Here is a 25421-nt window from a genome sequence, read left to right as displayed (position 1 = left end):
TGCCCACCGAACGGGGTGCCTACCCGGAGTTCTACCGCCTCCTGGCGGACAAGATCCGCGACGGCGGAGCAAGCTCGGCGCTCCCCGTACCGGTTGATCCCGCGGGACCGGTCGAAGTCCTCAAACTCATTGAGCAGGCCCGTTCGTTGGCTTAAACAAGACCGGTGGTTGAGCTTGTCGAAACCCGGGTTTCGACAAGCTCAACCACCGGTCTTGTTTAAGCCAACGAACGGGCCTGCTCAATGAGTTTGAGGACTTCGACCGGTCCCGCGGGATCAACCGGTACGGGGAGCGCCGAGCTTGCTCCGCCGTCGCGGATCTTGTCCGCCAGGAGGCGGTAGAACTCCGGGTAGGCACCCCGTTCGGTGGGCAGCCTGTCCAGGTGGCCGTCCCGGCCGAGGAGCCCGGCCCAGCCGGAATCCTCGACGCCGTACCCGGCGTCCAGCGGGCTGCCGCCGGCGATGATGTAGGGCTCCTGCGGGTCGACGCCGTGCTTCGTGAAGCCGCCCTCGCTGCCCAGCAGCCGGTAGCGGGGGCCCTCCTGGGCGCAGAGCATGTTCATCCACAGGTGGCTGGTTGCGCCGGAATCGTGCCGCAGGGCGACGAACACGTCGTCGTCGGCCTTCCCCCCCGGCCGCCGGGCGTCCAGTTCAGCGTGCGTGACAGTGCCCGGGCCGAAGAGCTGGAGGGCCTGGTCCAGCAGGTGGGTGCCGAGATCGAACAGCACCCCGCCGCCGTCGTCCGCCGTCGCGGACGCCTTCCAGGCCTTGGACACCTCCGGCGCCCAGCGCTCAAAGCGCGACTCGAACCGCGTCACGGCGCCCAGGGTTCCGCTGTCCAGCAGGGACTTCACGGTGAGGAAGTCCCCGTCCCACCGCCGGTTCTGGAAGACCGTGAGCACCCGCCCCAGCCGCGCCGCGAGCTCGACCAGCTCCTGGCCCTCGGCGCTGCGCACCGTGAAGGGTTTGTCGACGACGACGTCGAGCCCCGCTTCCAGCGCGGCCTTCGCGAGGGGGTAGTGGGTGGCCGGCGGCGTCCCGAGCACCAGCAGGTCCAGCCCGCCGGCGAGGTCCAGGATTCCGGCCGGCGTGTCCACCATCCTGGCCCCGGGGTGGCGGCCGGCTGCCGCTGACTTCCTGCCGGCGTCGGACGTGGAGATGACGTCGAGGGAATACGCCGGGTTCGTCGCGATGATGGGGGCGTGAAAGACGCTGCCGGAGAGGCCGAAACCGGCCAGGGCAGTACGGATGGGCCGGCTGGATTCTGAACTCATGGCTCATAGACTACCGCCCGATCCTCCCTCACCTCCCGCAGCGATCCACCCGACGCTCCCTCACTTCCTCAGGCCGCACCGCCGCCATACTCCAGAAACCTGAGGGAGCGTTCTTCAAGACCCTGCGGAACCTGAGGGAGCCTTCTTCAAGACCCTGCGGAACCTGAGGGAGCGTTGCCATCAATGGCGGGGCCGGCACCCGGGACGGGCGGGCTACTTCTTTTCCCAGCCGATGGTGGTCCAGTCCGGAACCTGGGAGGCGCTCTTGAACAGCGACGGGCCGAAGTTCGCCAGGCCCGTGCGCACGAAGGAGATCTGCGGGCCGTTCGTCAGGGGACCCAAGGAGAAGTACTTCGCCATGTGCTTCTTCTCGACTTCCATCGCCGCCTTGTTGCGTTCCGCGTTGTCGGCAATGCTGGAGAGCCTCTTGATCTCGGCGTCCAGCTCGGGGTCGCCGAGTTTGTTCTCATTCGTGGAATCGTAGAACTGCTTGACGGTGTCCGTCGCGTCCGGGCCGACGCCGTACCCGGAAACGCTCAGGAAGTAGTCACGGCTGCCCATCGTCTTGCCGAAATCGGCAAGGGCGCGCTGATCGATTCCGACGTCCATCCCGGCGGCCTGGAGCTGCTTCTGCAGGGTCTGCGTGAACGCCAGAATGGTGGGGTCGTCGCCGAAGTTGCTGACACTGAACTTGGCGGGCACGCCGTCCTTCTCCATGATGCCGGCCGCGTTGGGCTGGTAGCCGGCATCGGTCAGGACCTTCTTGGCGGCCTCGGGACCGGTCTCCTTGACCGGGTAGTTGTCCTGGTAGTACTTGGAGAACGGCATCAGCATCATCGATCCGGGCAGGACTTCATCCCAGTTCAGGCCGTTGAATCGGACCTTGCGCAGCGCCTCACGGTCGACGGCGGTGAAGATCGCCTTCCGGATCGCGACGTCGGTCAGCGGCGCCTTCTGGGCGTTGAGGCTCAGGCCGCCGGCGAACAGCCGCTGGCCGCGCCGGACCTCGGAGTTCGGCGTGCCCTCGAGCTGCTTGTACGGGGTGACGGAGTTGGCGGATACCGCATCGATTTCACTGTTCTTGAAGGCGGCGATCGCGGCGCTGATCTCCAGCTGGCGGAAGACAACCTTGTCCAGGACAGGCTTGGTGCCCCACCACTTCTCGTTCGGGACCAAGGTGACGGTCTTGGCGGCGCTGTCGTACTGGTCGAGCTTGAAGGGGCCCGCCATCCATTCCGGGTGCATGTTGTTCGTGAAACCGTTGTTGAAGATTTCCGGGGTGTTCACCTTGGGGTGCACGAATCCGCCGAAAAGCGATTCCAGCGGGTAGACCGGCTGGGTGGTGGTGACGATGACTTCCTTGTCGTTCGCGCCGGCCTTGACGGAGTCCACGAACGCGTAGGCGCCGGAGGTGACGATGTCGATGTCCTTGTTGTCGCCCCTGAGCATCTGCCAGGTGTTCTCGAAGGTCTTGACGTCGATCGGGGTGCCGTCGTTGTAGGTGGCCTTGTCGTTCACCTTGATGGTGATGGTCTGCTTGCCGTCCTTGACCTCGCTCTTGACGTCCTCGCAGAAATTCTTGTCCGGCGTGGCGGTGCCGTCGAAGTCGTAGCTCCAGCAGCCGGCCTGGTTGATCGGGCCGTGCAGCGCGGCGTTGTCGCCGGTGTTGCCGTTGGTGGAGAACGTGTTGAAGTCCGGGCCGAGGGTGCCCAGTGGCAGGGTGACCGTGCCGCCCGGCTGCAGGTCCTTGGCATCCTTGGCGTTGACGCTGATGAGCTTGGCCAGATCGCCGCCCGCCCCCTGGCCCTTGCCGGACTCGGGGCCGGAGGTCTTGCCGCCGCCGCCACAGGCTGTCAGCGCCAGCGCCGCCACGATGGCCGTCACGCCGCCGATCCTGGTCAGTTTCTTCATGGAGTTCCCTTCTTTTTTTGGTGCGGGTTGTTCTGATGAATGATAGGGCCCGGTTCATGGACCACGAGCAGGTCCGCCGCCAGTTCGCCGTCGGGGTAGAAGCAGGCGAACTGCTGGTCGGGGGCTGCGCCGGGGGCCGCCGGGCTGCTCGACGCCGGGACGGCGGCCGGCTGTTCCGGCTCCAGCGGGGGCTCCAGCGTCAGGCACTTCTCCTGCTGCGCGGCAGGAAGCGCGGCGAACACGGGGCAGCGCGAGGCGAAGTTGCAGCCCGTGGGCGCATCCAGGGGCGAGGGCAGCTCGCCCTTGAGGATGATGCGTTCGCGGCTGCGCTCCAGGTGCGGGTCCGGGACCGGGATCGCGGACAGCAGCGCCCGGGTGTAGGGGTGGCGCGGAAAGTCGAAGACCCGGTCCACGTCGCCGATCTCCACGATCTTGCCGAGGTACATCACGGCCACGCGGTTGGAAATATGCCGCACCACGGACAGGTCGTGGGCCACCACGAGGTAGCTCAGCCCGAGTTCGGCGCGGAGCTGGTCCAGCAGGTTGATGACGCCCGCCTGCACGGAGACGTCCAGGGCGGAGACCGGCTCGTCCAGGACCACCAGCCGGGGGTTCACGGCGAGGGCGCGGGCGATGCCGATGCGCTGGCGCTGGCCGCCGGAGAACTGGTTGGGGAACCGGTTGACGTGGTCCGGCTGGAGGCCGACGAGGTCCATCAGCTCCAGGATCCGTTTCCGGATGGCGGGCCTGGCCATCCCGGAGGTCTCCAGCGGCTCGGCGAGGACCTCGTAGACGGTGAAGCGGGGATCCAGTGCGCCGGTGGGGTCCTGGAACACCATCTGGAGTTCCCTGCGCATGGCAGCCGTGGTCCGGGCGCCGGCGGCCGCCTTGTTGCTCAGCCCGCCGATGATCACCTCGCCGTCCTGGTCCCGGTGGAATTCCATGATTTCCAGCAGCGTGGTGGTCTTCCCGCAGCCCGACTCGCCGACGATCGAGAAGCACTCGCCCTCCCGGATGTCGAAGCTGAGGCCGTCCACGGCCTTGACGGTGCCGATCCGGCGCTTGATCAGCGCCCCCTTCGTGAGCGGGAAGTGCTTCTTCACGTCCCTGAGTTCGAGCACTGCCTTGCGCCCGGACCGGGGGATCGCGTCCAGGCGGGAGACCGGGACGGCCGGCGCGGCGAAGATCTCGTGGACGTCGGCGCCGTCGAGCGCGTCACTCTTGATGCAGGCGGCCGTGTGGCCGGGGCTGCCCGAAACGCCCGAGAGGGCCGGTTCGCCGGCCAGGCAGGCGTCGCTGGCCAGCGGGCACCGCGGGGCAAAGGAGCAGCCGGTGGGGGCGCGGACCAGGTCCGGCGGGATGCCCTCGATCGGCACCAGGGAGGACTTCTCCGCGATGTCCACGCGGGGCACCGCGCCGAGCAGGCCCATCGTGTAGGGCATCCGCGGGTTGTAGTAGATATCGTCCACCGTGCCGGCCTCCACCGGTTTGCCGGCGTACATCACCATGATGTCGTCCGCCATCCCGGCCACCACCCCAAGGTCGTGCGTGATCATCACGACGGCGGCGCCGGTTTCCTCCTGCGCGGTGTGCAGCACCTCGAGCACCTGCGCCTGGATGGTGACGTCCAGCGCCGTCGTCGGCTCGTCCGCGATGAGCACCCGCGGATTGTTGGCGATCGCGATGGCGATCATCACGCGCTGGCGCATGCCGCCGGAGAATTCGTGCGGGAAGGCCTTGAGCCGGTCCCTGGGACTCGGGATGCCCACCAGGCCCAGGAGTTCGACGGCGCGGGCCTCCTTGGCGTGCTTGCTCATGGTGGGGTTGTGGACCGTCAGGGCCTCGATGACCTGGTTCCCGACGGTGTAGACAGGGGTCAGCGAGGACAGCGGATCCTGGAACACCATGGCGATGTCGTTGCCGCGGTACCGGCACATCGCCTTGTCGCCGAGTCCCAGCAGTTCCGTGCCCAGCAGCCGGACGGAGCCGTTGACCTCGGCGGTGTCCGGCAGCAGGCCCATCACGGCCAGGGACGTGACGGACTTTCCCGAGCCGGATTCCCCCACGATGCCGAGGGTCTTGCCCGGCAGCAGATCGAAGTCGACGCCGCGGACAGCGTGCAGCACCCCGTTCTCCGTGTTGAAGCGGACGTTGAGGTCCCGGACGGAGAGCACGGCATCCGAGGCGGCGTGCAGTCCGGCCACGTGCAGCCGCTCGACGGCGCCGGGGGCGCCTGGGGTGCCTGCGGGGACGGGGGCGGTTTCGCCGCTCATGTGCTCTTCTTCTTTGCGGTCTTCTGTGTCTTGCCCGTCCGGGCGCTCCCATTGGCGCTGCCGATGGAGCCGGAGCTGGGATCGAACGCGTCACGAAGTCCGTCGTTCATCATGGCCAGCGAACCGGTCAGCAGGAACATGACGGCCAGCGGCACCCAGAACATCCACGGGAAGGTGGAGACCTGGGACGTGGCCTGGCCGATCAGCACGCCCAGGCTGACATCCGGGACCTTGATGCCGATCCCGATGAAGGAGAAGGCGACTTCGGCGAGGATGGCTCCCGTGACGCCGCGGGTGATGTCCAGGACCAGCAGAGAGCCGATGTTGGGGACGAGGTGCCGCCAGACGATCCGCCGCGGCGGGACTCCCATGTACCGGGCGGCCTTGACGAAGTCGCGCTGCATGAGGGACAGCGAGAGGGAGCGGATCAGGCGCGCGGTGCCCATCCAGCTGAAGACCAGCAGGACGATGATCAGCAGCAGCCAGCTGGGAAGGTTCTTCTTCAAACCGATGCCGCCCCCGCTGGTGGCCACGGCCACGACGAGCAGGGCCGGCATCATGATCAGGGCTTCGAGGATGAACAGCATGACCTTGTCCACCTTGCCGCCGAAATAGGCCATGGTGCAGCCGTAGACGGCGGCGATCAGCACCGACACGAGGCCGACGACGAGGCCGATGAGGATCGAGATCCGGGTCCCCTCGACGGTCAGGGCGTAGAGGTCGATGCCGGCCTGTGAGGTGCCCAGCAGGTGCTCCCCCGACGGCGGCGTGCCGATGTTGAGGGGGTCGATGGCCTCCTTGTCCCACCCGGAGAAGAATCCGCCGATGAAGGAGAGGAGGGTCAGGGCGAGGAAGATGGCCAGGCCGGCCACGGCGGTCCTGTTGCGCAGGAAACGCCGCAGGATGATCCTCGACTTGGCGATGACGACGTCGTCGTTCTCGATCTTGGCTTCTTGGGCGACGGCGGCCGGGTCGCTGGCGAACAGGTTCGTCATGGTTACTGCACGCGCACTCTCGGGTCGACGAGCGTGGTGGCAAAGTCCGCGAGGATGGCCCCGATCGCGAAGATCAAGGAGCCGTAGGCGAGGGTCGCCGTCGCAGCGTTGACATCCTGCAGCCCGATCGAATCGATGGACCAGGACCCGATCCCGTGCCAGGCGAAGATTTTCTCCGCGAAGAAGCCGCCGGCGAAGATGGCCGGGACGGTGAACGCGATGCTCTGCGCGACGGGAATGAAGGAGACGCGCAGAGCATGGCGGGTGATGGCCTGGTTCCGGGTCAGCCCCTTGGCCCGCGCCGTGCGGACGAAGTCGGCATTGACGTTGTCCAGCAGGTATTGGCGCTGGGCGATCTGATAGGCGCCCCAGCCCACGATCGTGATCGCGAAGGTCGGCACCGCATAGTGGGCCAGCATGTCCAGGAACCGGGCCCAGCCGTCACCCGCCAGGCCCGGGGTGGAAATCCCGGTGACGAAAAATATCCGCTCGCCCACCGTCTCGTTGATGCTGATGGCCCCCAGCTGCACCAGGAAGTACGCGATCGGCGCCGGAACGATGTACACCAGGTAGCTGTAGGAGGTGATCACCCGGTCGGAGGCCTTGTACTGCCGTGCGGCGGTGTAGACGCCCAGGGCGACGCCGATGACCAGGGTCAGGATGATCGCGGCCAGGAACAGCCGGGTCGAGATCCACACCCGGTCGCCGAACTCGGCGTTGATGTAGGCGCCGTTGGGGCTGCGGCCCCAGTCCCAGCGGGTGAGGATTCCCGTGAGCCAGTCCACGTAGCGTTCCCAGGGGCTGAGCGTCGGGTCAAGGCCCTTGAGCCGGAAGGAATTGACCACCTGTTCCGGCGTCGGCCGCGGAATCCGCTCCTGCTCCAGCAGCGCCGGCTGCAGCGTGCTCACGGCCAGGAGGTACCCGGCAGAGGTGGTCAGGAAGATCATCACGACATACGTAAGGGCACGTTTTGCGAGATATCGAAGCATGGGCCGACTAGTTCCGGATCGCGGTTGTGGATGTAATACCCGGCATCGCGGGCAGGGCCGGAACAGCCCTCCTGCGCACCGGGGTCATTACATTATTCACAACATCGGTCCTTCCGTCGTTCCCCGGCCGGCACGGGGTTCAGCTGGCGCCCCGGGATCGCGGACCGTCGGGTGCCCGGCCGCCCACAGGCCCTGCAGCGGAGCCCTGATGGACTATGTTGCGGGTCACATTCCAGAGCAAAGTACCACATGCTGATGGCGCGCAGGGGACCCGGCGTGCAGGAACATGGGTCCGCCACCGGATCGTTATGAACGGTTCATCGGAAGCGATGTGGCTGGCGACGACCGGCAGGCCGTCTATGCGGCGCGGAGGATCCGCGTGACGAGTTCACGCCAGGTCTCCGCCAGCCGCTCCGGCGCCGCCCCTTGCACCCGGACGGCGTGGAGCAGGCGCTCCGGCTCCAGCATCGCGCCCAGCGCCGACGCCATGAGCCACGGGTCGGCCGTGAGGCGCGCCTCGCGCAGCAGCATCTCCAGGTGACGGTGGCAGAGCAAGGCCGCGGGCACGTCGAACCGGTTGTCGGCGGACTCGTCGGCGGCCCTCGCCAGCTCCCCGAATTCCAGGAGCCAGGCGATGCGTTCAGCCCCGAAGGCAATGAGCCGCTCAAGTGGCGGAGCCCCCGGACCCAGCGGCGGGGGCCCGAACATGAACCGTGCCTGGAATTCGGCCTCGGCATCGCTGAGCAGGGTCAGCATCAGGCCCGCACGGCTGCCGAACCGGCGGAACACGGTGCCCTTGCCGACGCCGGCCCGTTGCGCCAGGGCGCCCATGGTGAGCCGGCCTGCCCCGCCTTCCTCGACGAGCTCGCGGGCAGCGCAGAGCAGAAGTTCCCGGTTCCGCGCCGCGTCGCGGCGCTCGGTCCCGGCGCCCGGCCGCCGGACGGGCGGGGTCCCGTCGGGCGGGGTCCCGTCGGGCAGGCCGGGGCGGAGTGGGATGAGGCTCACACCACTTAGTCTAGCCCCCGGGAATATTAACCGGACCGCAGTCCGTTTAGTCTGAGTGAAGGCCCCACCGGCCTCCACCACCACCCGGCCGCCGGAACCGCGCGGCGCGATGCATAGGAGTACACATGTCCAAGAACACTGTTCTCACCCTGGTCGGCAGCCTCCGCGCCGACTCCACCAACCAGAAGCTCGCCGAGGCCATCCAGCTCAACGCGCCGGAGCAGGTTGAGGTTGTCATCCACGAGAGCCTTGGCAACATCCCCTTCTACAACGAGGACATCGACGTCGAGGGCCAGGTTCCCGCCGCGGCGGCCGCCCTCCGCGCCGCCGCCGGCGAGGCCGACACCCTGCTCCTGGTCACCCCCGAGCACAACGGCACGGTCCCCGCTGCACTGAAGAACGCCATCGACTGGCTGTCACGCCCGTACGGTGCAGGCGCCCTCACCGGCAAGCCGACCGCCGTCGTCGGCACCGCCTTCGGCCAGTTCGGCGGAGTCTGGGCGCAGGACGAGGCCCGCAAGGCCGCCGGCATCGCCGGCGCCCAGATCCTCGAAGACGTCAAGCTGGCCGTCCCGGGCTCCATGGTCCGCTTCGCCGAGGTCCACCCGAAGGATGACGCCGAGGTTGTCGAGCAGATCAAGGGCGTATTCGACGCACTGGCAGAGGCACGCACCGTCGCAGCAGCCTGATTCCAGGCACTTCCGGCTTGACTCCCGTAGGGACAGGCTTCGCCCCCGGCAGCAGGAATGCGGCCGGGGGCGTTCTGCGTCTCCGGCAGGGTTGCTCCCGGCAGGACGCGGCCCGGTGTAAACGTGAACAAATGTTTTCCTATTGACAACATGAGTTGTATTCTTGGGAAGGTGACCCACGAAACACTGGATGCCGCCGCAGAAGTCCTTCCGGCCGAGGCAATTGATGCAATAGAACGAGCGGCGACGTCCGCGCACCGCCACGAGAGTCTCTTCTCGGAGCGCGCAGCAAACATCAAGCAGTCCGCGGTGCGCGACGTCTTCGACATTTCGATGCGACCCGGCCTCGTCTCGCTGGCCGGCGGGAGCCCGTACCTTCAGTCACTCCCGCTGGAACGGCTTGGGCAGACCGCCGCCGGAATCATCGCCGAACAGGGAATGACAGCCCTGCAGTACGGCAACGGCCAGGGCACCCCGGAACTCCGCGCCCAAATCTGCGAGGTCATGGCGGCCGAGGGAATCCTCGATGCACGGCCCGAGAACGTCGTGATCACGGCGGGCTCGCAGTCGGCCCAGGACGTGGCCGCCAAGGTCTTCTGCAACCCGGGCGACGTCGTCCTGGTGGAGGACCCCACGTATGTCGGGGCGCTCAACACGTTCGAGGCCTACCAGGTTGAGATTGCCACCGTGCCGATGGACGGGAACGGCATCCTTCCGGAACTGCTGGCGGCCAGGATCGCCGCCCTCCAGGCTGCGGGCAAGAACATCAAATTCCTTTACACCATCCCCAGCTTCAACAACCCCTCCGGCATCACGCTCTCGCAGGAACGCCGCCAGCAGGTCGTTGATATATGCCGTCAAGAGAATATTCTGGTGCTGGAGGACAACCCCTATGGCCTGCTCCGCTTCGACGGAAAGCCCCTGGTTCCGTTGCGCGCCGCCAATCCGGACGATGTGATCTACATGGGTTCCTTTTCCAAGATCTTCGCGCCGGGCCTTCGGATCGGCTGGGCCCTCGTCCCGGCCCACCTGCAGCGCCGCTACTATCTGGCCGCCGAGGCCGTCACCCTCTGCCCGCCGACGCTGAACCAGATGCTGGTGTCCGCCTACCTGCGGGACTACGACTGGCGCGGCCAGATCGAAACCTACCGGGGGCTCTACCGGGAGCGCTGCGGGGCGATGCTCGCCGCCCTGGACGAGTACATGCCGGCGGGGCTGAGCTGGACCCGCCCGGACGGCGGCTTCTTCGTCTGGGTCACGCTGCCGGAAGGCGTGGACACCTATCCCCTGCTGCAGAAGGCGATCGACGCCGGCGTCGTGTTCATTCCCGGCGCGGCATTCACCCATTCGGATGAACCGTCCAACAAGATCCGGCTGGCTTTCAGCGCCGTGCCGCCGGAATCCATCCGCGAGGGCGTCCGCCGGCTCGCGCCGGTCCTGCGGGAAGCCGTCACTGCGTTGTAGCTTGCAGGTTGTAGCCTGAATCATCGTTGGTGCGAGGCTGGATGCGCGCGTTGAACTAAGGGAGCATGTTCATGACCGGAATTATCGTTGTCGGCGTCGACGGCAGTGAAACAGCCATGCGGGCCGCGCAGACCGCCAAAGGCCTTGCCGCCTCGCTGGGCGCGGGACTGCATGTAGTGACAGCCTTCGACACCGACCGCACGGAGGTATTCGGAAGCGGCAGTGACCAATTCATCCTCACGGACGCCGACTTGGCCGAACGGGTCGCGAGGGACGTTGCCCGCAGCCTCAATGCCACAGACGTCACTGTCACCTACTCGGCGGCACGCGGCAAGCCGGCCGAAGCCCTGATCACGGAGGCCGGGCGGCTCGATGCCCGGATGATCGTTGTGGGCAACCGCCGCATGCGGGGACTTGGGCGGGTGCTGGGGAGCGTTGCCAACAGTGTGGCCCACAACGCCCGCTGCGACGTCTACATCGCCAAGACCGACGAGGCCTAGAACCGGCCTGACCGGCGGCGGACAGCGCTTCCCGGTTTGAGCCACCTCACAGCCAGGCGTGGGCAGCCTCACCGGCATTTTTGACGTAACCAACGTGGCCCCAGCGGTAAAATTGGAGATGCCCCCGATGGCGCGGACACCCGAAAACCTACCGATCCAGGGGACCCCATGCTCACTCTTCAGCGCCGCCAGCTCGCCGGCCATGACATCCTCCTGGCCCGGCACGGCAACCACATCAGCACCATGCGTGTGGACCGCGGTGCCGGCAGGGTGGTCGCGCTCCTGGACGACGGCACCACCGACAGCGCCCCCAATGTGATCTTCCCCGGTTTCCGCATGGCCGACACCATCCCGAGCGTATTGCTGGAGGACTGGAGGTACCTCGCCATCGCGACCGGATGCTGGACGGTATTCACCGGCCTGATGTTTGCCGCCGCCGTCGCCCTGGCCGGCCTCAACGGCAATCCCGACCTGGCCCAACTGCTGGCGAGCTACCCCGGCAACTGAGCAGGCTTTCGCACCCTGCAGGAAACCCCGCCGTTGGGCATGTCCAACGGCGGGGTTTCCTGGTGTTTGTCCTGGTTGCGGCCTGGCCGCGCTGCGGGGCTAAAGCGTGTGGAACGGTTTGAAGGAACTTGCGCCGGCGAACCAGCCCGATTCGGGGGCGTCACCGGAGTGGTCCCAGGGCGCCCCTTCGACAAGGCGTCCGATCTGGCGGAACTTCCCGCCGAAAAACAGCAGCGGTTCGCGCCTGGTGATCTGCATGGCGGTCACCTCGCCGACGACGATGATGTGGTCGCCGCCGTCGTAGATGTTCCAGGGCCGGCATTCCAGGGTGGCTGCGTTCTTCGTCAGGACGGGGACGTTGCCGTCCAGGGCCCACTCGGGCTCCTCTGTCATGACCTTGCCGGCGAAGTGCAGGGCAACGTCCATCTGCTCGAGCGAGAGGATGTTGATGGCGAACGGTGCACCTTCGAGGTAGCGGGCGGCCCGCGAGGTGCGGGTCAGTGTGACCTGGGCGAGCGGCGGATCCAGCGGCACGGCGGTGAACGCGTTGACAGTGGCACCATGCGGGACGCCATCCTCCGACCGGCACGTGACCACCGTGACTCCGGTGGCGAACGTGCCGAACACATGGCGCAGTTCGCGGGTGTCAATGGCCCCCTGGACTGCTGCTTCCTGGGTCATCGACGTCTCCTTTTCGGGGGCTGCCGCTCCGATGCGGACTGTTCTTGGCAACACGCCATCACGGCGGGGTGGTGGTGCTGGCCCGACGGCGGTGCTGCCGCCGTCGGGCGGGGTGGCGTCAGGCCCGGGGCCGGCCCCCAAGGGTCCGGGCCTGGCGCGGGTCAGTCCTGCGGGTCGAGGATGAAGTCGTAGGTGACTTCACGGCCTGCGCCGTCGGTACGGTCCGTGGGGGCGAGGACGAGTTCCGGCTTCACGGCCGAGGCGATGTCGTCGGCAACGTGCTCGCCGCCCTCGAAGTAAAGCTGGGTGGTGATGGGCAGGTGTTCGGCAGCCGAAACCTTCAGGTGGATATGGGCCGGGCGCCAGGCGTGCCAGCCGGCGGCCGAGATCAGGGCTCCGCAGGCGCCGTCGGTGGGGATCTGGTACGGCGCGGGCTGGAGCGTGTTGATCTGGAACCTGCCCTGCCCATCGGCGGTGACGGAGCCGCGGAGGTTCCATTCCGGCAGTCCCGGGGCGAACTGGGAGTAGAAGCCCAGGTCATCGGCGTGCCAGATCTCGATCAGGGCACCGGCCAGCGGTTCGCCGGCGACGTTCCTGACCTCGCCCTGGAACAGCAGCGGCGTGCCCGGCTCGTCCTCGCGCATCGGCAGCGTCGCGGGACTCTGCTGGACGGGGGCATCGGGGATGTAGTACGGGCCCTCGATGGTGCCCTTGGAGCCGTGCCGGTTGGCGTTGGCGACCTCCTCGACGGAGTGCTCCACCCAGACGTCCAGGAACAGCGGCCATTCGCCGGTTTCGCCGACGCTGATGAGCCAGGCCTTGAAGGCGTTGTATTCGTCGTACGTGACCTTCTCGTCCGTGACGATGTCATTGACGGCCTTGACGAGCCGGCCGGCGAGGGCGCTGACCCGCTCCTGGCTGCTGGCGCCTTCGACGTGCTTGTTCTCCCTGAAGCGGGCTGTTGCCCCTGCGCCCGAAGCGGCGGCGGTGGCCTGGGTTTCCGTCGTCATAATGACTCCTTTGTCGATGCGTGTGGTCCGGACGGTTGTGCGCTGCTGTTGCGCCGTGCTCTGAATCACATCCGGTGTTGATTCAACCGTAGGACGGTAATTCATCGTTGGGAAATACCTATTTTCGCCCTATTGAAAGCTTTTGCATATGAATCGGCGGTTTCGCGCGTCAGTCCTGTCGGTATTTGGTCAGTTTGTCCGGGTCGATTTCCGCGCCGACGCCGGGCACGTCGCGGACGCGGATGGAGCCGCCGTTGATTTCCAGCGGTTTGGCCAGGAGGTCGTCCGTCATGTCCAGGTAGTTCGAGAGTTCGCCGGCACGCCGGGAACTGGCCTCGAACGCCGCGCCGAACGTCACCGTGGCCAGGCTTCCGACCTGGGTGTCGATCTGGTTGCCTATCGTGACATCAACGCCGAGGCCCTCGCACAGGCCGAGGATCTGCTGTGCCTCGGTGAAGCCGCTGCGCGCGGTCTTGATGCAGATGGCGTTGCTGCCGCCGGAGAGCAGTTCCCGGGAAACATCGCCCAGGGTGGGGACGCTTTCGTCGCCCACGATCGGGATGCTGGAGTGCGCCACGAGCCGGCGGCGGCCCATGGCCTCGCCGGCGTCGCACGGTTCTTCCAGCATGGACAGGCCCAGGCCTTCGGTGCGGCGGAGCACTTCCATGGCCTCGTTCGCCGTCCAGCCGCGGTTGGCGTCGAGGTAGATCTCGGTGTCCTCGCCCAGGCCCTCGCGCAGCACGTGGCAGGCCTCGACATCGAGGGACAGCGGCCGCCGGCCGGTCTTGAGCTTGAAGGTGTCAATGCCGTAGGTTTCGCGGAACCGCAGCGCCTCATCCAGGAGTTCGGCGGCGGGTTTGAATCCGAGCATGTGGGACACGCGCATGCTGTCCGTGAAACCGCCCAGCAGCTTGTGCACCGGGGTGCCCAGGGAGATGCCGATGATGTCCCACAGGGCGATGTCCAGGGCGCCCTTGGCCGTGGGGTTGTTCACCGTGCGGCGGAGCCGCTGCTGGACCTTGGAGCGGTCCAGCGGGTCCAGCCCGATCAGCTGCGGGGCAAAGACCTTGGTCACGACCGAGACGATGGAATCCTGCGTTTCGCCATAGGTGTAGGGGCGCGGAGGGGTGTCGGCCACGCCGCAGATGCCGGTGTCCGTATGGATCCGGACGAGCACATGTTCCGCGGCGGTCACCTCTCCGCTGGCGAACTTCAGGGGCCGGGCGTATGGGATGGCGTAGGGGATGGCCTCGATACGTTCGATTTTCATTCGGAGGTGTCCTTTGCTGGGGCGGGCTGTGCGGGTGGCTGGGAGGTGCCGAAGGCGTCGAAGAGGGCCAGGAAACTCCGGATCAGCGGCGTCTCGTTGTTCCGGTTCCACGCGACGGCGAGGTCGACGGGCGGCGGGTTCCGGAGCGGGCGGAAGACGACGCCCTGGAAGGAAAACATCCGGGAGGTCATCGGCACGAGCGCCACCCCCATGCCGGCGGCCACGAGCGAGAGCAGGGTGGATGTCTCCTTGGCCTCCTGCACCAGGCGAGGCTTGAAACCAGCCTTGCGGCAGGCTTCAACGGAGATGGAGTTGACGGCGGAATAGGAGGGGTAGCCGATGAAGTCCTCGGCGGACAGATCGGTGATGTCCAGCGTGCCGCGCTCCGCGAGCGGCGAATCGGCGGGCAGCGCCGCGACCAGCTGGTCCTGCTCGAGCAGCCTCAGGGCGATCTCGTCGGAGCGCACGGGAGGGCGGAGAACGGCGACGTCGAGCCGGCCTTCCTCGAGGGCAGCCTCCATCTGCGGTGTCAGCATCTCGCCCTGCACCGTGATCCTGAGCCCGGGCAGGGTCCGGCGGGCTGCCTGGACGATGCCGGGCATCAGCCGGTAGGTGGCGGTTCCGGTGAAGCCGACCCGGATCACGCCGGTCGCGCCGGCGCCAACCTGCTGGACGTCCTCCACGAGGGAGTCGAGTTCCTGCAGCAGCGCGCGTCCGCGGTCCAGCAGGACCTGCCCGGCCGGGGTGAGGTCAACCTTGCGCGTGGTGCGTACCAGCAGGGGCGTGCCGAGCAGCTCCTCCAGCTGCCGGATCTGCTGCGACAGCGGAGGCTGCGCCATGTGCAGGCGCAGGGCTGCCCGGCCGAAGTGGCGTTCCTCGGCCACGGCAATGAAGTACTTCAGGTGCCGAGTCTCCATGGACGCTCCTGGCGGATCGAAGCAGGGCCGGGTGCCACGCTCTGACCAGTTTAGAAGCCCCGATTAGTAAAGGGAAGTACTGATTTTGGAGTGATTAGGACGGCTTGAATACCAATGGACCGGCGATCGTCACGGCCGTGCCGGCCCTCAGTCCAGCAGCAGGGCCGGCTCCTCGAGGATGGCCGCGACGTCGGCCATGAAGCGGGCCGAGAGGTCCCCGTCCACCACCCGGTGGTCGAACGAGCCGCCGAGCGTCGTAATCCAGCGCGGGATGACTTCGCCGTCGAGCACCCAGGGCTTCTGCTTGATGGTGCCGAAAGCCACGATCGCGACCTCGCCGGGGTTGATGATCGGCGTGCCGGTGTCGATCCCGAGGGCGCCGATGTTGGTGATGGTGAGGGTACCGCCCTGCATCTGGGAAGGCTGGGTCTTGCCCGCCCGGGCAGTGGTGGCGAGGTCATTCAGGGCCAGGGCCAGTTCCTTCAGGGAAAGGTCCTGCGCGTTCTTGATGTTCGGCACCATCAGGCCGCGGGGTGTGGCGGCGGCGATGCCGAGGTTCATGAAGTGCTTGACGTGGATTTCGGCGGAAGCGCCGTCCGGGCTGTCCACCCAGGTGGCGTTGACGCTGGGGTTGCGCGCCGCGGCCCAGATCACGGCCTTGGAAAGAATCAGGAGCGGGGAAACCTTGATCCCCTCGAAGTCCCGGGACGCCTTGAGCCGCTTGACGAACTCCATCGTCCGGCTGGCATCGACGTCCACGAAAATGCTGACGTGCGGCGCCGCGAAGGCCGACTCAACCATGGCCTTCGCCGTGGCCTTGCGGACGCCCTTGACCGGGATACGCTCGATCCGCTGTTCCTGCGGACGGCCGGTCTTGCCCCAGAAGGTGTCCGCCTTGTCCACCTCGGCGTCACGCTGGGCCTGGTAGCTCACCAGGTCCTCACGGGTCACCTCGCCGCGGGCGCCCGTGGGGACGACGTCGGCCAGGTCGATGCCGAGATCCCGGGCGATCTTGCGCACGGGCGGCTTGGCGAGGACCTTGTTCACGAGGCCGCTGATTGCCCCGCCGATGGTGGGGCGCTCGGGACTGTCGGCCACCGGCGGGCGGGTCTCGACAGGCTCGACCACCGGGACGCCGGTGGTTGAGCTTGTCGAGATCGGCGCTGCGGCGGAAACCCGGGGGCGGCGCTTGACAGCGTCGGCCTTGGGGCCGGAACCGACCAGGGGGCCGCCGGCCGGACGCCCGGCCGGCTCGCCGGCGTCGGAGGTGTCCATCTCAAGCTTCCCGTACATGGGCGCCTCAACTGCCCGTGCCTGAACGGCCGGCGTCTCAACGGCCGGAGCCGCGGGGGCCGCCGGTGCGGCAACTTCCGGGGCGGCCGCGTCGGTGACGCTGATGATGGGGGTGCCGACGTCGACCGTCACACCCTCCGGGACCAGCAGTTCGGTGACGGTGCCGGCAAACGGCGAGGGAAGTTCGACGAGCGACTTGGCGGTCTCGATCTCGCAAATGACGTCATTGACGGCCACGGTGTCGCCGGCTTTGACCTTCCAGGAGACGATTTCTGCCTCGGTCAGACCTTCGCCCACATCGGGGAGATTGAACTTGTTCAGCGTCATAGGGGTCCTCGGATTCGAAAGGCTGCATCGGTCCGCTGCATCAGCAACAAAGGACCGTCAGTAGGAAAGGGCACGGTCCAGCGCCTCAAGGATGCGGTCGATGTCGGGCAGGTAGTCTTCTTCCACCTTGGCCACGGGGTAGGGCATGTGGAAGCCGCCGACCCGGATCACGGGGGCCTCAAGCGAGTGGAAGGCCCGCTCGCTGATCCGGGCCGCGATTTCGCCCCCGATGCCGCCGAAGGTGGGGGCCTCATGGGCCACGATCAGCCGGCCGGTCTTCGTGACGGACTCGGTGACGGCGTCGAAGTCGATCGGCGAGATGGAGCGCAGGTCGATCACCTCGACGCTGTGGCCGTCCTCGGCAGCGGCGTTGGCCGCCGCGAGGGCCACCGGCACGAGCGGGCCGTAGACCACCACGGTGGCGTCCGTGCCTTCGCGCAGCACATGGGCCTTGAACGGGTCAGCGGCCAGGCCTGCTGATTCCGTGTCGACCTCGCCCTTGAGCCAGTAGCGCCGCTTGGGTTCGAAGACGATCACCGGGTCCTGGCAGTCGACGGCCTGCTGGATCATCCAGTAGGCGTCGTGCGGGTTGGACGGGGTGACGATGCGCAGGCCGGCGGTGTGGGCGAACAGCGCTTCCGGGGATTCGGAGTGGTGCTCGATCGAGCCGATGCCGCCGCCGTAGGGGATGCGGATGACGACGGGGACCGTGAGGTTGCCGTTGCTGCGGGAATGCATCTTGGCCAGCTGCGTGGTGATCTGGTTGAAGCCGGGGAAGACGAAGCCGTCGAACTGGATCTCGCAGATCGGCAGGTACCCGCGCAGCGCCAGGCCGATCGCGGTGCCGATGATGCCGGACTCGGCCAGCGGCGTGTCCACCACCCGGTCCGCACCGAATTCGGCGATCAGGCCGTCCGTGACGCGGTAGACGCCGCCCAGCGGCCCGATGTCCTCGCCCATGAGGAGGGACCGCGGGTTGCTGCGCAGCGTCGCGCGCAGGCCTTCATTGATGGCCTTGGCAATGGTCATGGTGGTCATCAGCGGGTCCCCTCTGTGTCTGCCTCGACTGTGTCTGCCTCGTCGGCGAATCCTGCGCTGTACTCCTCGAACCAGGCCAGCTCTTCGGCCACCAGCGGGTGTGCCTCCACGTAGGTGTTGGCGAAAGCGGTCCGGATGTCCGGGGTTTCGAGCTCGTAGGTCGTCTTGCGGACGTAGGCGGCGAGTTCGTCGCCGTCGGCCTTGACCTGCGCGAAGAAGGCGTCGTCCGCCATGTCTGCAGCGCGGAGGTACTTTTCCAGGCGCTCGAGCGGATCCTTGGCCCGCCACCGCGATTCCTCGGCGGATGCGCGGTACTTCGTGGGGTCGTCGGCCGTGGTGTGCGCGCCGACCCGGTAGGTGAAGGCCTCGATCAGCACCGGGCCGTTGCCCTCGCGGGCGTGCTCGAGCGCCCATTCGGTGACGGCGTGGACCGCGATCACGTCATTGCCGTCCACCCGGATGCCGGGGAACCCGTAGCCTTTGGCGCGGTTGGACAGGGGGATGCGGGTCTGCACGGAGCTCGGGACGGAGATGGCCCAGTGGTTGTTCTGGCAGAAAAACACCACGGGCGCGTTGTAGGAGGAGGCGAAGACCATGGATTCGTGGACGTCGCCTTCCGAGCTGGCCCCGTCGCCGAAATAGACCACGACGGCGGCCTTGGGCTCCGGCGCCTGGCCTCCTGCGTGGCCATCCGCCCGGCCCGCGGCAGCGGCGGCCGCTGCCGCGAGCTTCTGGTCGCGCTGGATGCCCATGGCGTAGCCGACCGCGTGCGGAGTCTGGGCCGCGAGGACCAGTGTGTAGAGGTGGAAGTTGGTTTCCTTGGGGTTCCAGCCCCCATTGGAGACCCCGCGGAACTGGCGCAGCAGTTCGGCCAGGTCAACGTTGCGTGTCAGCGCCACCCCGTGTTCGCGGTAGGTGGGGAAGATATAGTCCTGGGGCTGGCTGGCCCGGCCGGAGCCGATCTGGGCGGCTTCCTGGCCGGTGAGCGGGACCCACAGGGCCAGCTGGCCCTGCCGCTGCAGGGCGGTGGCTTCCTGGTCGAAGCGCCGGATGGCAGCCATATCGGCGTAGAACCCGCGCAGTTTCTCCGCGTCGAGCCGGTCGGCGTATTCGGAGAAGACCGGGTCGGTGCCCAGGGTCCCGTCCGGGCCGAGCAGCTGCACCATGGGGGTCGCCGGGGCGCCCAGTTGGGCTTCGGCTTCTGCCTCAAGCCGGTCATCCATCTCGGTTCCGTCGAACTCGGTGGAGGGCAGATGTGTGGCGCCCATACCGTCTCCTTGCTTGCCGCATCCGAATGCGCCGCAATCGCTGGGATATATGCCGGATCGGGAATGTATTCCGGATCCGGCATATATTTTGGCTTACTCGTCCTTACTTTATCCGCAGGGGCCTGCCCCCGGGCGTCATGTTAAGCGTTAGGAACCTCGTGGCGGTTTTGTATAGACCGCACAGAGTTCCAGGAACCGGGTGTTGGCCTCGGCCTCGCCGATGCTGACCCGGACGCCCTCGTCCCCAAAGGCCCGGACGGACAGGGCCCGCTCCCCCGCCAGGGCGGCGAATTCAGCACTGTCGGCCCCAAGATTGAGCCAGACGAAGTTGCCCTGCGCATCGGGCACGGACCAGCCGAGCTCCCGGAGTCCTTCGGTGACGCGGTCCCGTTCGTCGACCAGGCTTTGTACCCTTTCTACAACCTGGTCGTAGTGCTGCAGCGAAGTGACGGCCGCGACTTCGCCGATCTGGGAGACCGAGAAGGGCGTCGCGGCAACGCGCAGGTGCTGGGTGAGTTCGGGGCGGGACACGCTGTAGCCGACCCGAAGCCCGGCGAGGCCGTGCGCCTTGGAAAACGTCCGCAGCACCACCACGTTGGGGTACTTGCGGTACATCTCGATCCCGTCCACGGCGTCTGCGGCCCGTACGAACTCCTGGTAGGCCTCGTCGATGACCACGACGACGTTGGAGGGCACGGCATTGATGAAGCGCTCGGTTTCCTCGGCCGTGAGGATGGGCCCGGTGGGATTGTTGGGCGTGCACAGCAGGATCATCCTGGTGCGCGCCGATACGGCGGCCGCCATCGCGCCGAGATCATGGCGGCCGTCGCTGGTGAGGGGAATCCGGACGCTCTCCGCGCCCGTGAGGCCGACGCAGATGGGGTAGGCCTCGAAGGAACGCCAGGCGTAGATGACCTCGTCGGCCTTGCCGTCGTCGTTCTGGCCCGCGAAGGTGACCAGCAGCTGGTTCAGGGCCCCGAGGCTTCCGGCGCCGGTGACGATGTCGTCGGCGGGCACGTCCAGGAACCCGGCGAGGGCCGCGCGCAGCTTGCTGCTCAGGGGGTCCGGGTAACGGTTGAAATCGGTCTGCTCCGCGACCGCCTGCCGCACCGCAGGAATGGGCGGCAGCGGGTTCTCATTGGAGGACAGCTTGTAGCTGGCAAGGCCCTCGACGGGGACGGGCGGCTTGCCGGCCGCGTAGCGGGGAAGGAGGTCCACCACCGGGCGCGGCCTGATTCCGCCGGCCGGATTCTCTGATGAAGTCATGCCACCTAGCCTACTTCGCCGTCCCTCTTTGCCGTCCCGGCGGGGATGCAGGGGCATGTGACAGCATGGGGGCCATGCGTTCATTCATCCTGCGGGTCATCATCAACGGGCTTGCCCTGTGGATTGCCACCTGGATTCTCCATGGCCATCTGGACATCTCCACGTCCGCCACGTCCGCCGCCGTGGCCAAAAGCGGCGTCACGCAGGGCACGGAGACCATCGGGATCATCCTCGCGTACCTGTTCATCGGGCTGATCTTCGGCGTGGTCAACGCGCTGGTGAAGCCCCTGGTCAGCCTGCTGTCACTGCCGCTCACCATCCTGACCCTGGGGCTGTTCACGATCGTCATCAACGCGGCCATGCTCTATCTGACCTCCTGGCTGAGCAGCTACACGCCCGTGCATTTCACCATCTACTCCTTCTTCTGGACCGCGGTCTTCGCAGCCATCATCATCACCGTCATCTCGCTGGTCGCGGGCAGGCTCACCGGCGCGAGGCGCTAGGTCTCCAGGGCCGCGCCGGGCACGGCACGGCCGGCCGGCCTAGTCCAACGGACCCAGGGACTGCCGTTGGGCCCGCGTCCCGTCCCGGTCCCGGCGCGGCCCGGGCGCCATGACCGCCCCGTGACGTACCGGCGCCGCGTCCCGACGGAGCGAGAAACGGGTGACCGTGGCGGCGCCGGCGGTACCGACAACCGCGGCGAGCGCGGCGGTGGAGGCCTGCAGTGACGGATCCCGGCTCGCGGCGACAGCCCCGGCGCCCTCCGCGTAATTGTCCAGGCTGTGGCCGGGGCCCAGGCCGAACTCGTCCGGCGGCGGGATTTCCAGCGGATTGGTGAGGGTCACCGTCACCCGCTCTTTGGTGTCCGGATTGGGCACGCCGTCTGCCCCGGGCACCCAGTCCTGCTCGTGCTCCAGATGCAGGCTGCTGATCCCCGGGGCAGGCTCTATGCCCCCCACCGGGGAGCCCGCCGTCAGCACAAATTTCAGATCGTATTCGGCCAGGAAGTCCCGGTCCTGGCTGAGGTTCATGGCATGGATGCCGCCCTGGCTGTAGCCGACCGCGGCAACCTGCTCACCCGCTTCCGCTCCGGCCCTGTGCAGGGCCTCCCGGACGGCGGCGTTCGTTTCGGCAGAGCCGTAGCCCAGAGCCTCGGCGATGCCCGCTTCGTCGAAGGGGTTTGTGCCCGCGGGCAGTCCGTCCGTCTGCGTTCCCGGGATGATGACCACCCAGGCCCGCTGGCTCCCGTTCGCGATCTGGAGGACTTCAATGTCCCCCTTCGTCCGGCCCACGGCTTCCGCCCGCAGCAGCAGCCCTGCCGGCGAGAGATCAGCGTCCTCCATCCCCGTTTCCTCGCCCGCGATCCGGACCGGGCGCGGCTGCAGGAACTCCAGGCCCGGGGCCGCGGACAACTCCCGGATGATGCGGCGGACGTCCGCCGGCCCGCCGGCGGCGCCCGCGGACCCGTCCGGTGCGGCGGGGAGGCCCAGGAGCATGGCCAGGTTCCTGGAAGCCATGACGATCCCGCCCTCCACGACGTCCCGCACGTACAATTGCGGGAGGCCAAAATCTCCTGTCCCGGACCCGTACCCGGACCCGTGCACTCCCAGCCCCGGGAACAGTGCGTTCCGGGCCTCCGTAAACTCGTACTCCCGGTGGCTCGCCCTGACATCCCCGGCCATGCGCGCCAGGTCCGAGCGGACGCGGCCGACCGCACGGCCGCCCTCACCCACAGAGGTGATCGCCGAACTGCCGCTGATGTAGGAATCGGGCTGGTAGGGGAACAGCGCCTGCCGCACCGCGTCCGCTTCCGCTTCCACGTCCTGCAGCTGCCGCACCACCCCGTCCAGGGCCGCTGCGCCGGCAAGCAGCTCCTCAAACGCGAAGCTGATGCCGCCCACCCCGCCGCGGATCCGGAGCATGCCGTCATCCGGAGGCGCGGACGGGCGCGGAGCTCCTCCGGTGCCCGCCGGTGTTACGTCCGCCATCAGTAGCCCGGCCGGCCGGAGGAAAGCACTACATTCTGGGCATGCCGGAGCACAATGGCCGCCGCGTCCTGCAGCGCATTCCGGCTCCTGCGCAGCGAGGCCGCCTGCAGCGACAACGCCGTCCGGTAGGCCCGCCCCGCCTGCGACTGCCAGCTTTGGAGCTCCAGCCGGGCCAGCTGCGCGAGCGCGGCGTCGGCCCGGTCGGCACAGACCGCCACCCGGGCAGCCAGCTGCTGGACCTCGTAACTGCGTGAGGCACAGGCCGCGGCGTCGGCGGCCGTCACCGGGGCGGGAGGACCGGCGGGCACCGCCGTGGTGCCGCCCCTGGCACTTGCCATCGTGCTGGTCATCGCGCTGGCCATGTAGTCGCCCACTCTCAGGTTCCCGGCATCACCGGATGGTTTAGGTACCACCGGATGGCTTCTGCATCACCGGATGACTTCGACGCTAGGGACCCCGGCGGCCGTGCTGAAGCTCCGTCCCGGGCTATGTGGACAAGCCCGGAAGGAATCGCGGCCGCGTGCGGCCGGCGGAAGTCACACGGACAGCTGCGCTTAAGGCCCGGCGCGAGTTCGTGAAAGAATCGGGGCATGCCTGAAACTGCCGCCACCGCCGCTACCCGTACGCCTTCCGGACGCCTGGCCCTCGCCGCGTCCTCAGACAAGATCGCGCTCGGCCCGCTGGACGGCCGCTACCAGTCCGCGGTCGCGCCGCTGGTTGACTACCTTTCCGAAGCCGCCCTGAACCGCGACCGGGTGGCCGTGGAAGTCGAATGGCTGATCCACCTGACCAGCAACAACGTCCTGCCGGGGGCCGGGCCGCTGACAGCGGAGCAGCAGGAGAAGCTGCGCGCCATCGTCACCGGATTCGACGCCGGGTCCGTCACCGAGCTGGCTGACATCGAGGCCGTCACGGTGCACGACGTCAAGGCGGTGGAATACTACATCGGCCGCCGGCTGCCCGGCATCGGCATCGAGCGGCTCACGGCCATGGTGCACTTCGGCTGCACCTCCGAGGACATCAACAACCTCTCCTACGCCCTGGGCGTCAAGGGCGCCGTGGAGGACGTGTGGCTGCCGGCCGCCCGCGGCCTCGCAGCCCAGATCGGCAGGATGGCCGAGGACAGCCGCGCCGTGCCGATGCTCTCCCGCACCCACGGCCAGCCGGCCACCCCCACCACCCTGGGCAAGGAACTGGCCGTCTACGCCCACCGGCTCAACCGCCAGCTGGACCGCATCGCCCGGACCGAATACCTCGGCAAGATCAACGGCGCCACCGGCACCTATGCCGCCCACGTGGCCTCCGTGCCGGGCGCCGACTGGCAGCACGTCGCCAAAACCTTCATCGAAGGCCTCGGCCTGACCTGGAACCCGCTGACCACCCAGATCGAGAGCCACGACTGGCAGGCGGAGCTGTACGCCGACGTCGCGCGCTTCAACCGGATCCTGCACAACATCTGCACGGACATCTGGAGCTACATCTCCATCGGCTACTTCGTGCAGATCCCGGTTGCTGGCGCCACGGGCTCCTCGACGATGCCGCACAAGGTCAACCCGATCCGCTTCGAAAATGCCGAGGCCAACCTGGAGATCTCCTCCGGGCTGTTCGATGTGCTGGGCTCGACCCTGGTCACCTCCCGCTGGCAGCGCGACCTCACCGACTCCTCCTCGCAGCGCAACATCGGCGTGGCCTTCGGCCACTCGCTGCTGGCCATCTCCAATGTGGCCAAGGGACTGGAACGGCTCAACGTCGCCGACGACGTGCTCGCCGCCGATCTGGACACCAACTGGGAAGTCCTGGGCGAGGCCATCCAGATGGTCATGCGCGCCGAGGCCATCGCCGGCGTCGACGGCATGGAAAACCCGTACGAGCGGCTCAAGGACCTGACCCGCGGGCAGCGCGTCGACGCCGCCCGGATGCGCGAATTCGTCCAGGGCCTGGGCCTCTCCGCGGACGCCGAAGCGCGCCTGCTGGCGCTCACCCCGGGCAAGTACACCGGCATCGCGGAACAGCTGGTGGACCACCTGAAATGAGGCTCCTGCTCATCCGCCACGGCCAGACTCCCGGGAACGTGCTGGGCCAGCTGGACACCGCCCACCCGGGTCCCGGGCTGACCGAGCTCGGGACCCGGCAGGCCGCCGCCCTCGCCCGGGCACTGGAAAACGAGCAGATCGGCCGCCTCTACGCCTCCACCCTGACCCGCACCCAGCTCACGGCCAGGCCGCTGGCCACGAGGCGGGGGCTCGACGTCGAGGTGCTGGCGGGGCTGCGGGAGATCGAAGCCGGGGCGCTGGAGAAACTCACCGACCACGCATCGCACCTGCGGTACCTGGGCACCGTCTTTGCGTGGGCGGCCGGGGAGCTGGACGGCCGGATGCCCGCCGGGCCCAGCGGCCACGATTTCTTCGAACGCTACGATGACTCGATCGCCCGGATAGCCGCCGCGGCCGGCGACTCCACCACGGGGACGGCGGCCGTCGTCAGCCACGGTGCCGCGATCCGGGTCTGGGCCGGGCTGCGGGCCGGCAACATCGAACCCGGATTCGCCGCCCGGCACGTGCTCGCCAACACCGGCATCGTCGCGCTGGACGGCGACCCCGACGCCGGCTGGCGGCTGATCCACTGGGACGGCAGCCCGGTGGGAGGCCTGGCCCTCGCGGATCCGACGGCGGAGGACCCCACCGGCCGCCCGGTGTAGGCCCACCGCACGCGAGCGTGGAGCGGCCGGCACTGGACGGCTTCCGCGCAGCCAGCCAT

The 25421-nt window shown here is 67.8% G+C and carries 23 protein-coding genes and 1 pseudogene; 8 read left to right on the top strand and 16 right to left on the bottom strand.

The window, feature by feature from the left end; translation table 11 throughout:
• Positions 1-155 (top strand): annotated as a pseudogene (locus J9611_RS21700) (oxidoreductase); the annotation flags it as partial.
• A gap of 62 nt (positions 156-217) precedes the next feature.
• Here J9611_RS21700 and J9611_RS02430 read toward each other — a convergent pair.
• From J9611_RS02430 to J9611_RS02405, 6 genes are all read right to left on the bottom strand, one after another.
• Entirely contained in the window at positions 218-1273 is a 1056-nt protein-coding gene (locus J9611_RS02430) for a Gfo/Idh/MocA family protein (RefSeq protein ID WP_211877418.1), read from the bottom strand.
• 213 nt (positions 1274-1486) lie between these two features.
• Positions 1487-3184: an ABC transporter family substrate-binding protein gene (locus J9611_RS02425; RefSeq protein WP_211877417.1), complete on the bottom strand. Its 1698-nt coding sequence runs from the start codon at positions 3182-3184 to the stop codon at positions 1487-1489.
• Complete coding sequence (locus J9611_RS02420; RefSeq protein WP_211877415.1) at positions 3181-5457, bottom strand: dipeptide ABC transporter ATP-binding protein; 2277 nt, start codon at positions 5455-5457, stop codon at positions 3181-3183. The genes J9611_RS02425 and J9611_RS02420 overlap by 4 nt, the downstream gene beginning before the upstream one ends.
• Positions 5454-6452 (bottom strand): ABC transporter permease, encoded by a 999-nt coding sequence (locus tag J9611_RS02415; protein WP_211877413.1) that lies wholly within the window; start codon positions 6450-6452, stop codon positions 5454-5456. Before J9611_RS02415 ends, J9611_RS02420 begins: the two co-directional genes overlap by 4 nt.
• Before the next feature lie 2 nt (positions 6453-6454).
• A complete protein-coding gene (locus J9611_RS02410; RefSeq protein ID WP_211877412.1) occupies positions 6455-7441 on the bottom strand; it encodes an ABC transporter permease in 987 nt (328 codons plus the stop codon).
• 357 nt (positions 7442-7798) lie between these two features.
• Entirely contained in the window at positions 7799-8446 is a 648-nt protein-coding gene (locus J9611_RS02405; RefSeq protein WP_211877411.1) for a TetR/AcrR family transcriptional regulator, read from the bottom strand.
• Between the two features lie 125 nt (positions 8447-8571).
• Between J9611_RS02405 and J9611_RS02400 the strand changes: the two genes are divergently transcribed.
• The 4 genes from J9611_RS02400 (at position 8572) to J9611_RS02385 (ending at position 11606) form a co-directional block, all read left to right on the top strand.
• Positions 8572-9135: an NAD(P)H-dependent oxidoreductase gene (locus J9611_RS02400; RefSeq protein ID WP_211877410.1), complete on the top strand. Its 564-nt coding sequence runs from the start codon at positions 8572-8574 to the stop codon at positions 9133-9135.
• Positions 9136-9306: 171 nt separating this feature from the next.
• Positions 9307-10599: an aminotransferase-like domain-containing protein gene (locus J9611_RS02395; RefSeq protein WP_211877409.1), complete on the top strand. Its 1293-nt coding sequence runs from the start codon at positions 9307-9309 to the stop codon at positions 10597-10599.
• Between the two features lie 71 nt (positions 10600-10670).
• Complete coding sequence (locus tag J9611_RS02390; protein ID WP_211877407.1) at positions 10671-11099, top strand: universal stress protein; 429 nt, start codon at positions 10671-10673, stop codon at positions 11097-11099.
• A 168-nt stretch (positions 11100-11267) separates the two neighbouring features.
• The gene (locus J9611_RS02385; RefSeq protein ID WP_211877406.1) at positions 11268-11606 is read left to right on the top strand and encodes a hypothetical protein; all 339 of its coding nucleotides are present in this window, start codon (positions 11268-11270) and stop codon (positions 11604-11606) included.
• A gap of 99 nt (positions 11607-11705) precedes the next feature.
• Here the strand turns inward: J9611_RS02385 and J9611_RS02380 are convergent, their stop codons facing one another.
• The 8 genes from J9611_RS02380 to J9611_RS02345 form a co-directional block, all read right to left on the bottom strand.
• On the bottom strand, positions 11706-12287 hold the full coding sequence (locus J9611_RS02380) for a flavin reductase family protein (protein ID WP_211877403.1): 582 nt from the start codon (positions 12285-12287) through the stop codon (positions 11706-11708).
• Positions 12288-12448: 161 nt separating this feature from the next.
• Positions 12449-13297 carry a catechol 1,2-dioxygenase gene (catA, locus tag J9611_RS02375; RefSeq protein ID WP_211877402.1) on the bottom strand — a complete coding sequence of 283 codons (849 nt, stop codon included), beginning with the start codon at positions 13295-13297 and terminating at the stop codon, positions 12449-12451.
• A gap of 169 nt (positions 13298-13466) precedes the next feature.
• A complete protein-coding gene (locus J9611_RS02370; RefSeq protein WP_211877399.1) occupies positions 13467-14567 on the bottom strand; it encodes a mandelate racemase/muconate lactonizing enzyme family protein in 1101 nt (366 codons plus the stop codon).
• A complete protein-coding gene (locus tag J9611_RS02365; protein ID WP_211877398.1) occupies positions 14564-15484 on the bottom strand; it encodes a LysR substrate-binding domain-containing protein in 921 nt (306 codons plus the stop codon). The genes J9611_RS02370 and J9611_RS02365 overlap by 4 nt, the downstream gene beginning before the upstream one ends.
• A 147-nt stretch (positions 15485-15631) precedes the next feature.
• Complete coding sequence (locus J9611_RS02360) at positions 15632-17104, bottom strand: dihydrolipoamide acetyltransferase family protein (RefSeq protein ID WP_211877397.1); 1473 nt, start codon at positions 17102-17104, stop codon at positions 15632-15634.
• 57 nt (positions 17105-17161) lie between these two features.
• Complete coding sequence (locus tag J9611_RS02355; protein WP_211877395.1) at positions 17162-18142, bottom strand: alpha-ketoacid dehydrogenase subunit beta; 981 nt, start codon at positions 18140-18142, stop codon at positions 17162-17164.
• Positions 18142-19410, bottom strand: coding sequence for a thiamine pyrophosphate-dependent dehydrogenase E1 component subunit alpha (locus J9611_RS02350; protein ID WP_211877394.1), 1269 nt, complete (start codon positions 19408-19410; stop codon positions 18142-18144). The genes J9611_RS02355 and J9611_RS02350 overlap by 1 nt, the downstream gene beginning before the upstream one ends.
• Before the next feature lie 147 nt (positions 19411-19557).
• Positions 19558-20676: a histidinol-phosphate transaminase gene (locus J9611_RS02345; protein WP_211877393.1), complete on the bottom strand. Its 1119-nt coding sequence runs from the start codon at positions 20674-20676 to the stop codon at positions 19558-19560.
• A gap of 74 nt (positions 20677-20750) precedes the next feature.
• Here J9611_RS02345 and J9611_RS02340 point away from each other — a divergent pair, with 74 nt between their 5' ends.
• Positions 20751-21179: a phage holin family protein gene (locus tag J9611_RS02340; protein ID WP_211877391.1), complete on the top strand. Its 429-nt coding sequence runs from the start codon at positions 20751-20753 to the stop codon at positions 21177-21179.
• Between the two features lie 39 nt (positions 21180-21218).
• Here J9611_RS02340 and J9611_RS02335 read toward each other — a convergent pair whose 3' ends face one another.
• Positions 21219-22598, bottom strand: coding sequence for an alpha/beta hydrolase family protein (locus J9611_RS02335; protein ID WP_211877389.1), 1380 nt, complete (start codon positions 22596-22598; stop codon positions 21219-21221).
• A gap of 65 nt (positions 22599-22663) precedes the next feature.
• A complete protein-coding gene (locus J9611_RS02330; protein WP_307856999.1) occupies positions 22664-23038 on the bottom strand; it encodes a hypothetical protein in 375 nt (124 codons plus the stop codon).
• Between the two features lie 216 nt (positions 23039-23254).
• Between J9611_RS02330 and purB the strand changes: the two genes are divergently transcribed.
• Entirely contained in the window at positions 23255-24697 is a 1443-nt protein-coding gene (gene purB, locus J9611_RS02325) for an adenylosuccinate lyase (RefSeq protein WP_211877387.1), read from the top strand.
• Complete coding sequence (locus J9611_RS02320; RefSeq protein WP_211877385.1) at positions 24694-25362, top strand: histidine phosphatase family protein; 669 nt, start codon at positions 24694-24696, stop codon at positions 25360-25362. Before purB ends, J9611_RS02320 begins: the two co-directional genes overlap by 4 nt.
• The last annotated feature ends 59 nt before the right edge of the window (positions 25363-25421 follow it).

It is taken from the genome of Pseudarthrobacter albicanus (genome assembly GCF_018224015.1).
GTDB classification, from domain to species: Bacteria; Actinomycetota; Actinomycetes; order Actinomycetales; family Micrococcaceae; genus Arthrobacter; species Arthrobacter albicanus.
Note: the sequence above shows the minus strand (reverse complement) of the source record. Positions and strands in the feature narration are given on the sequence as shown.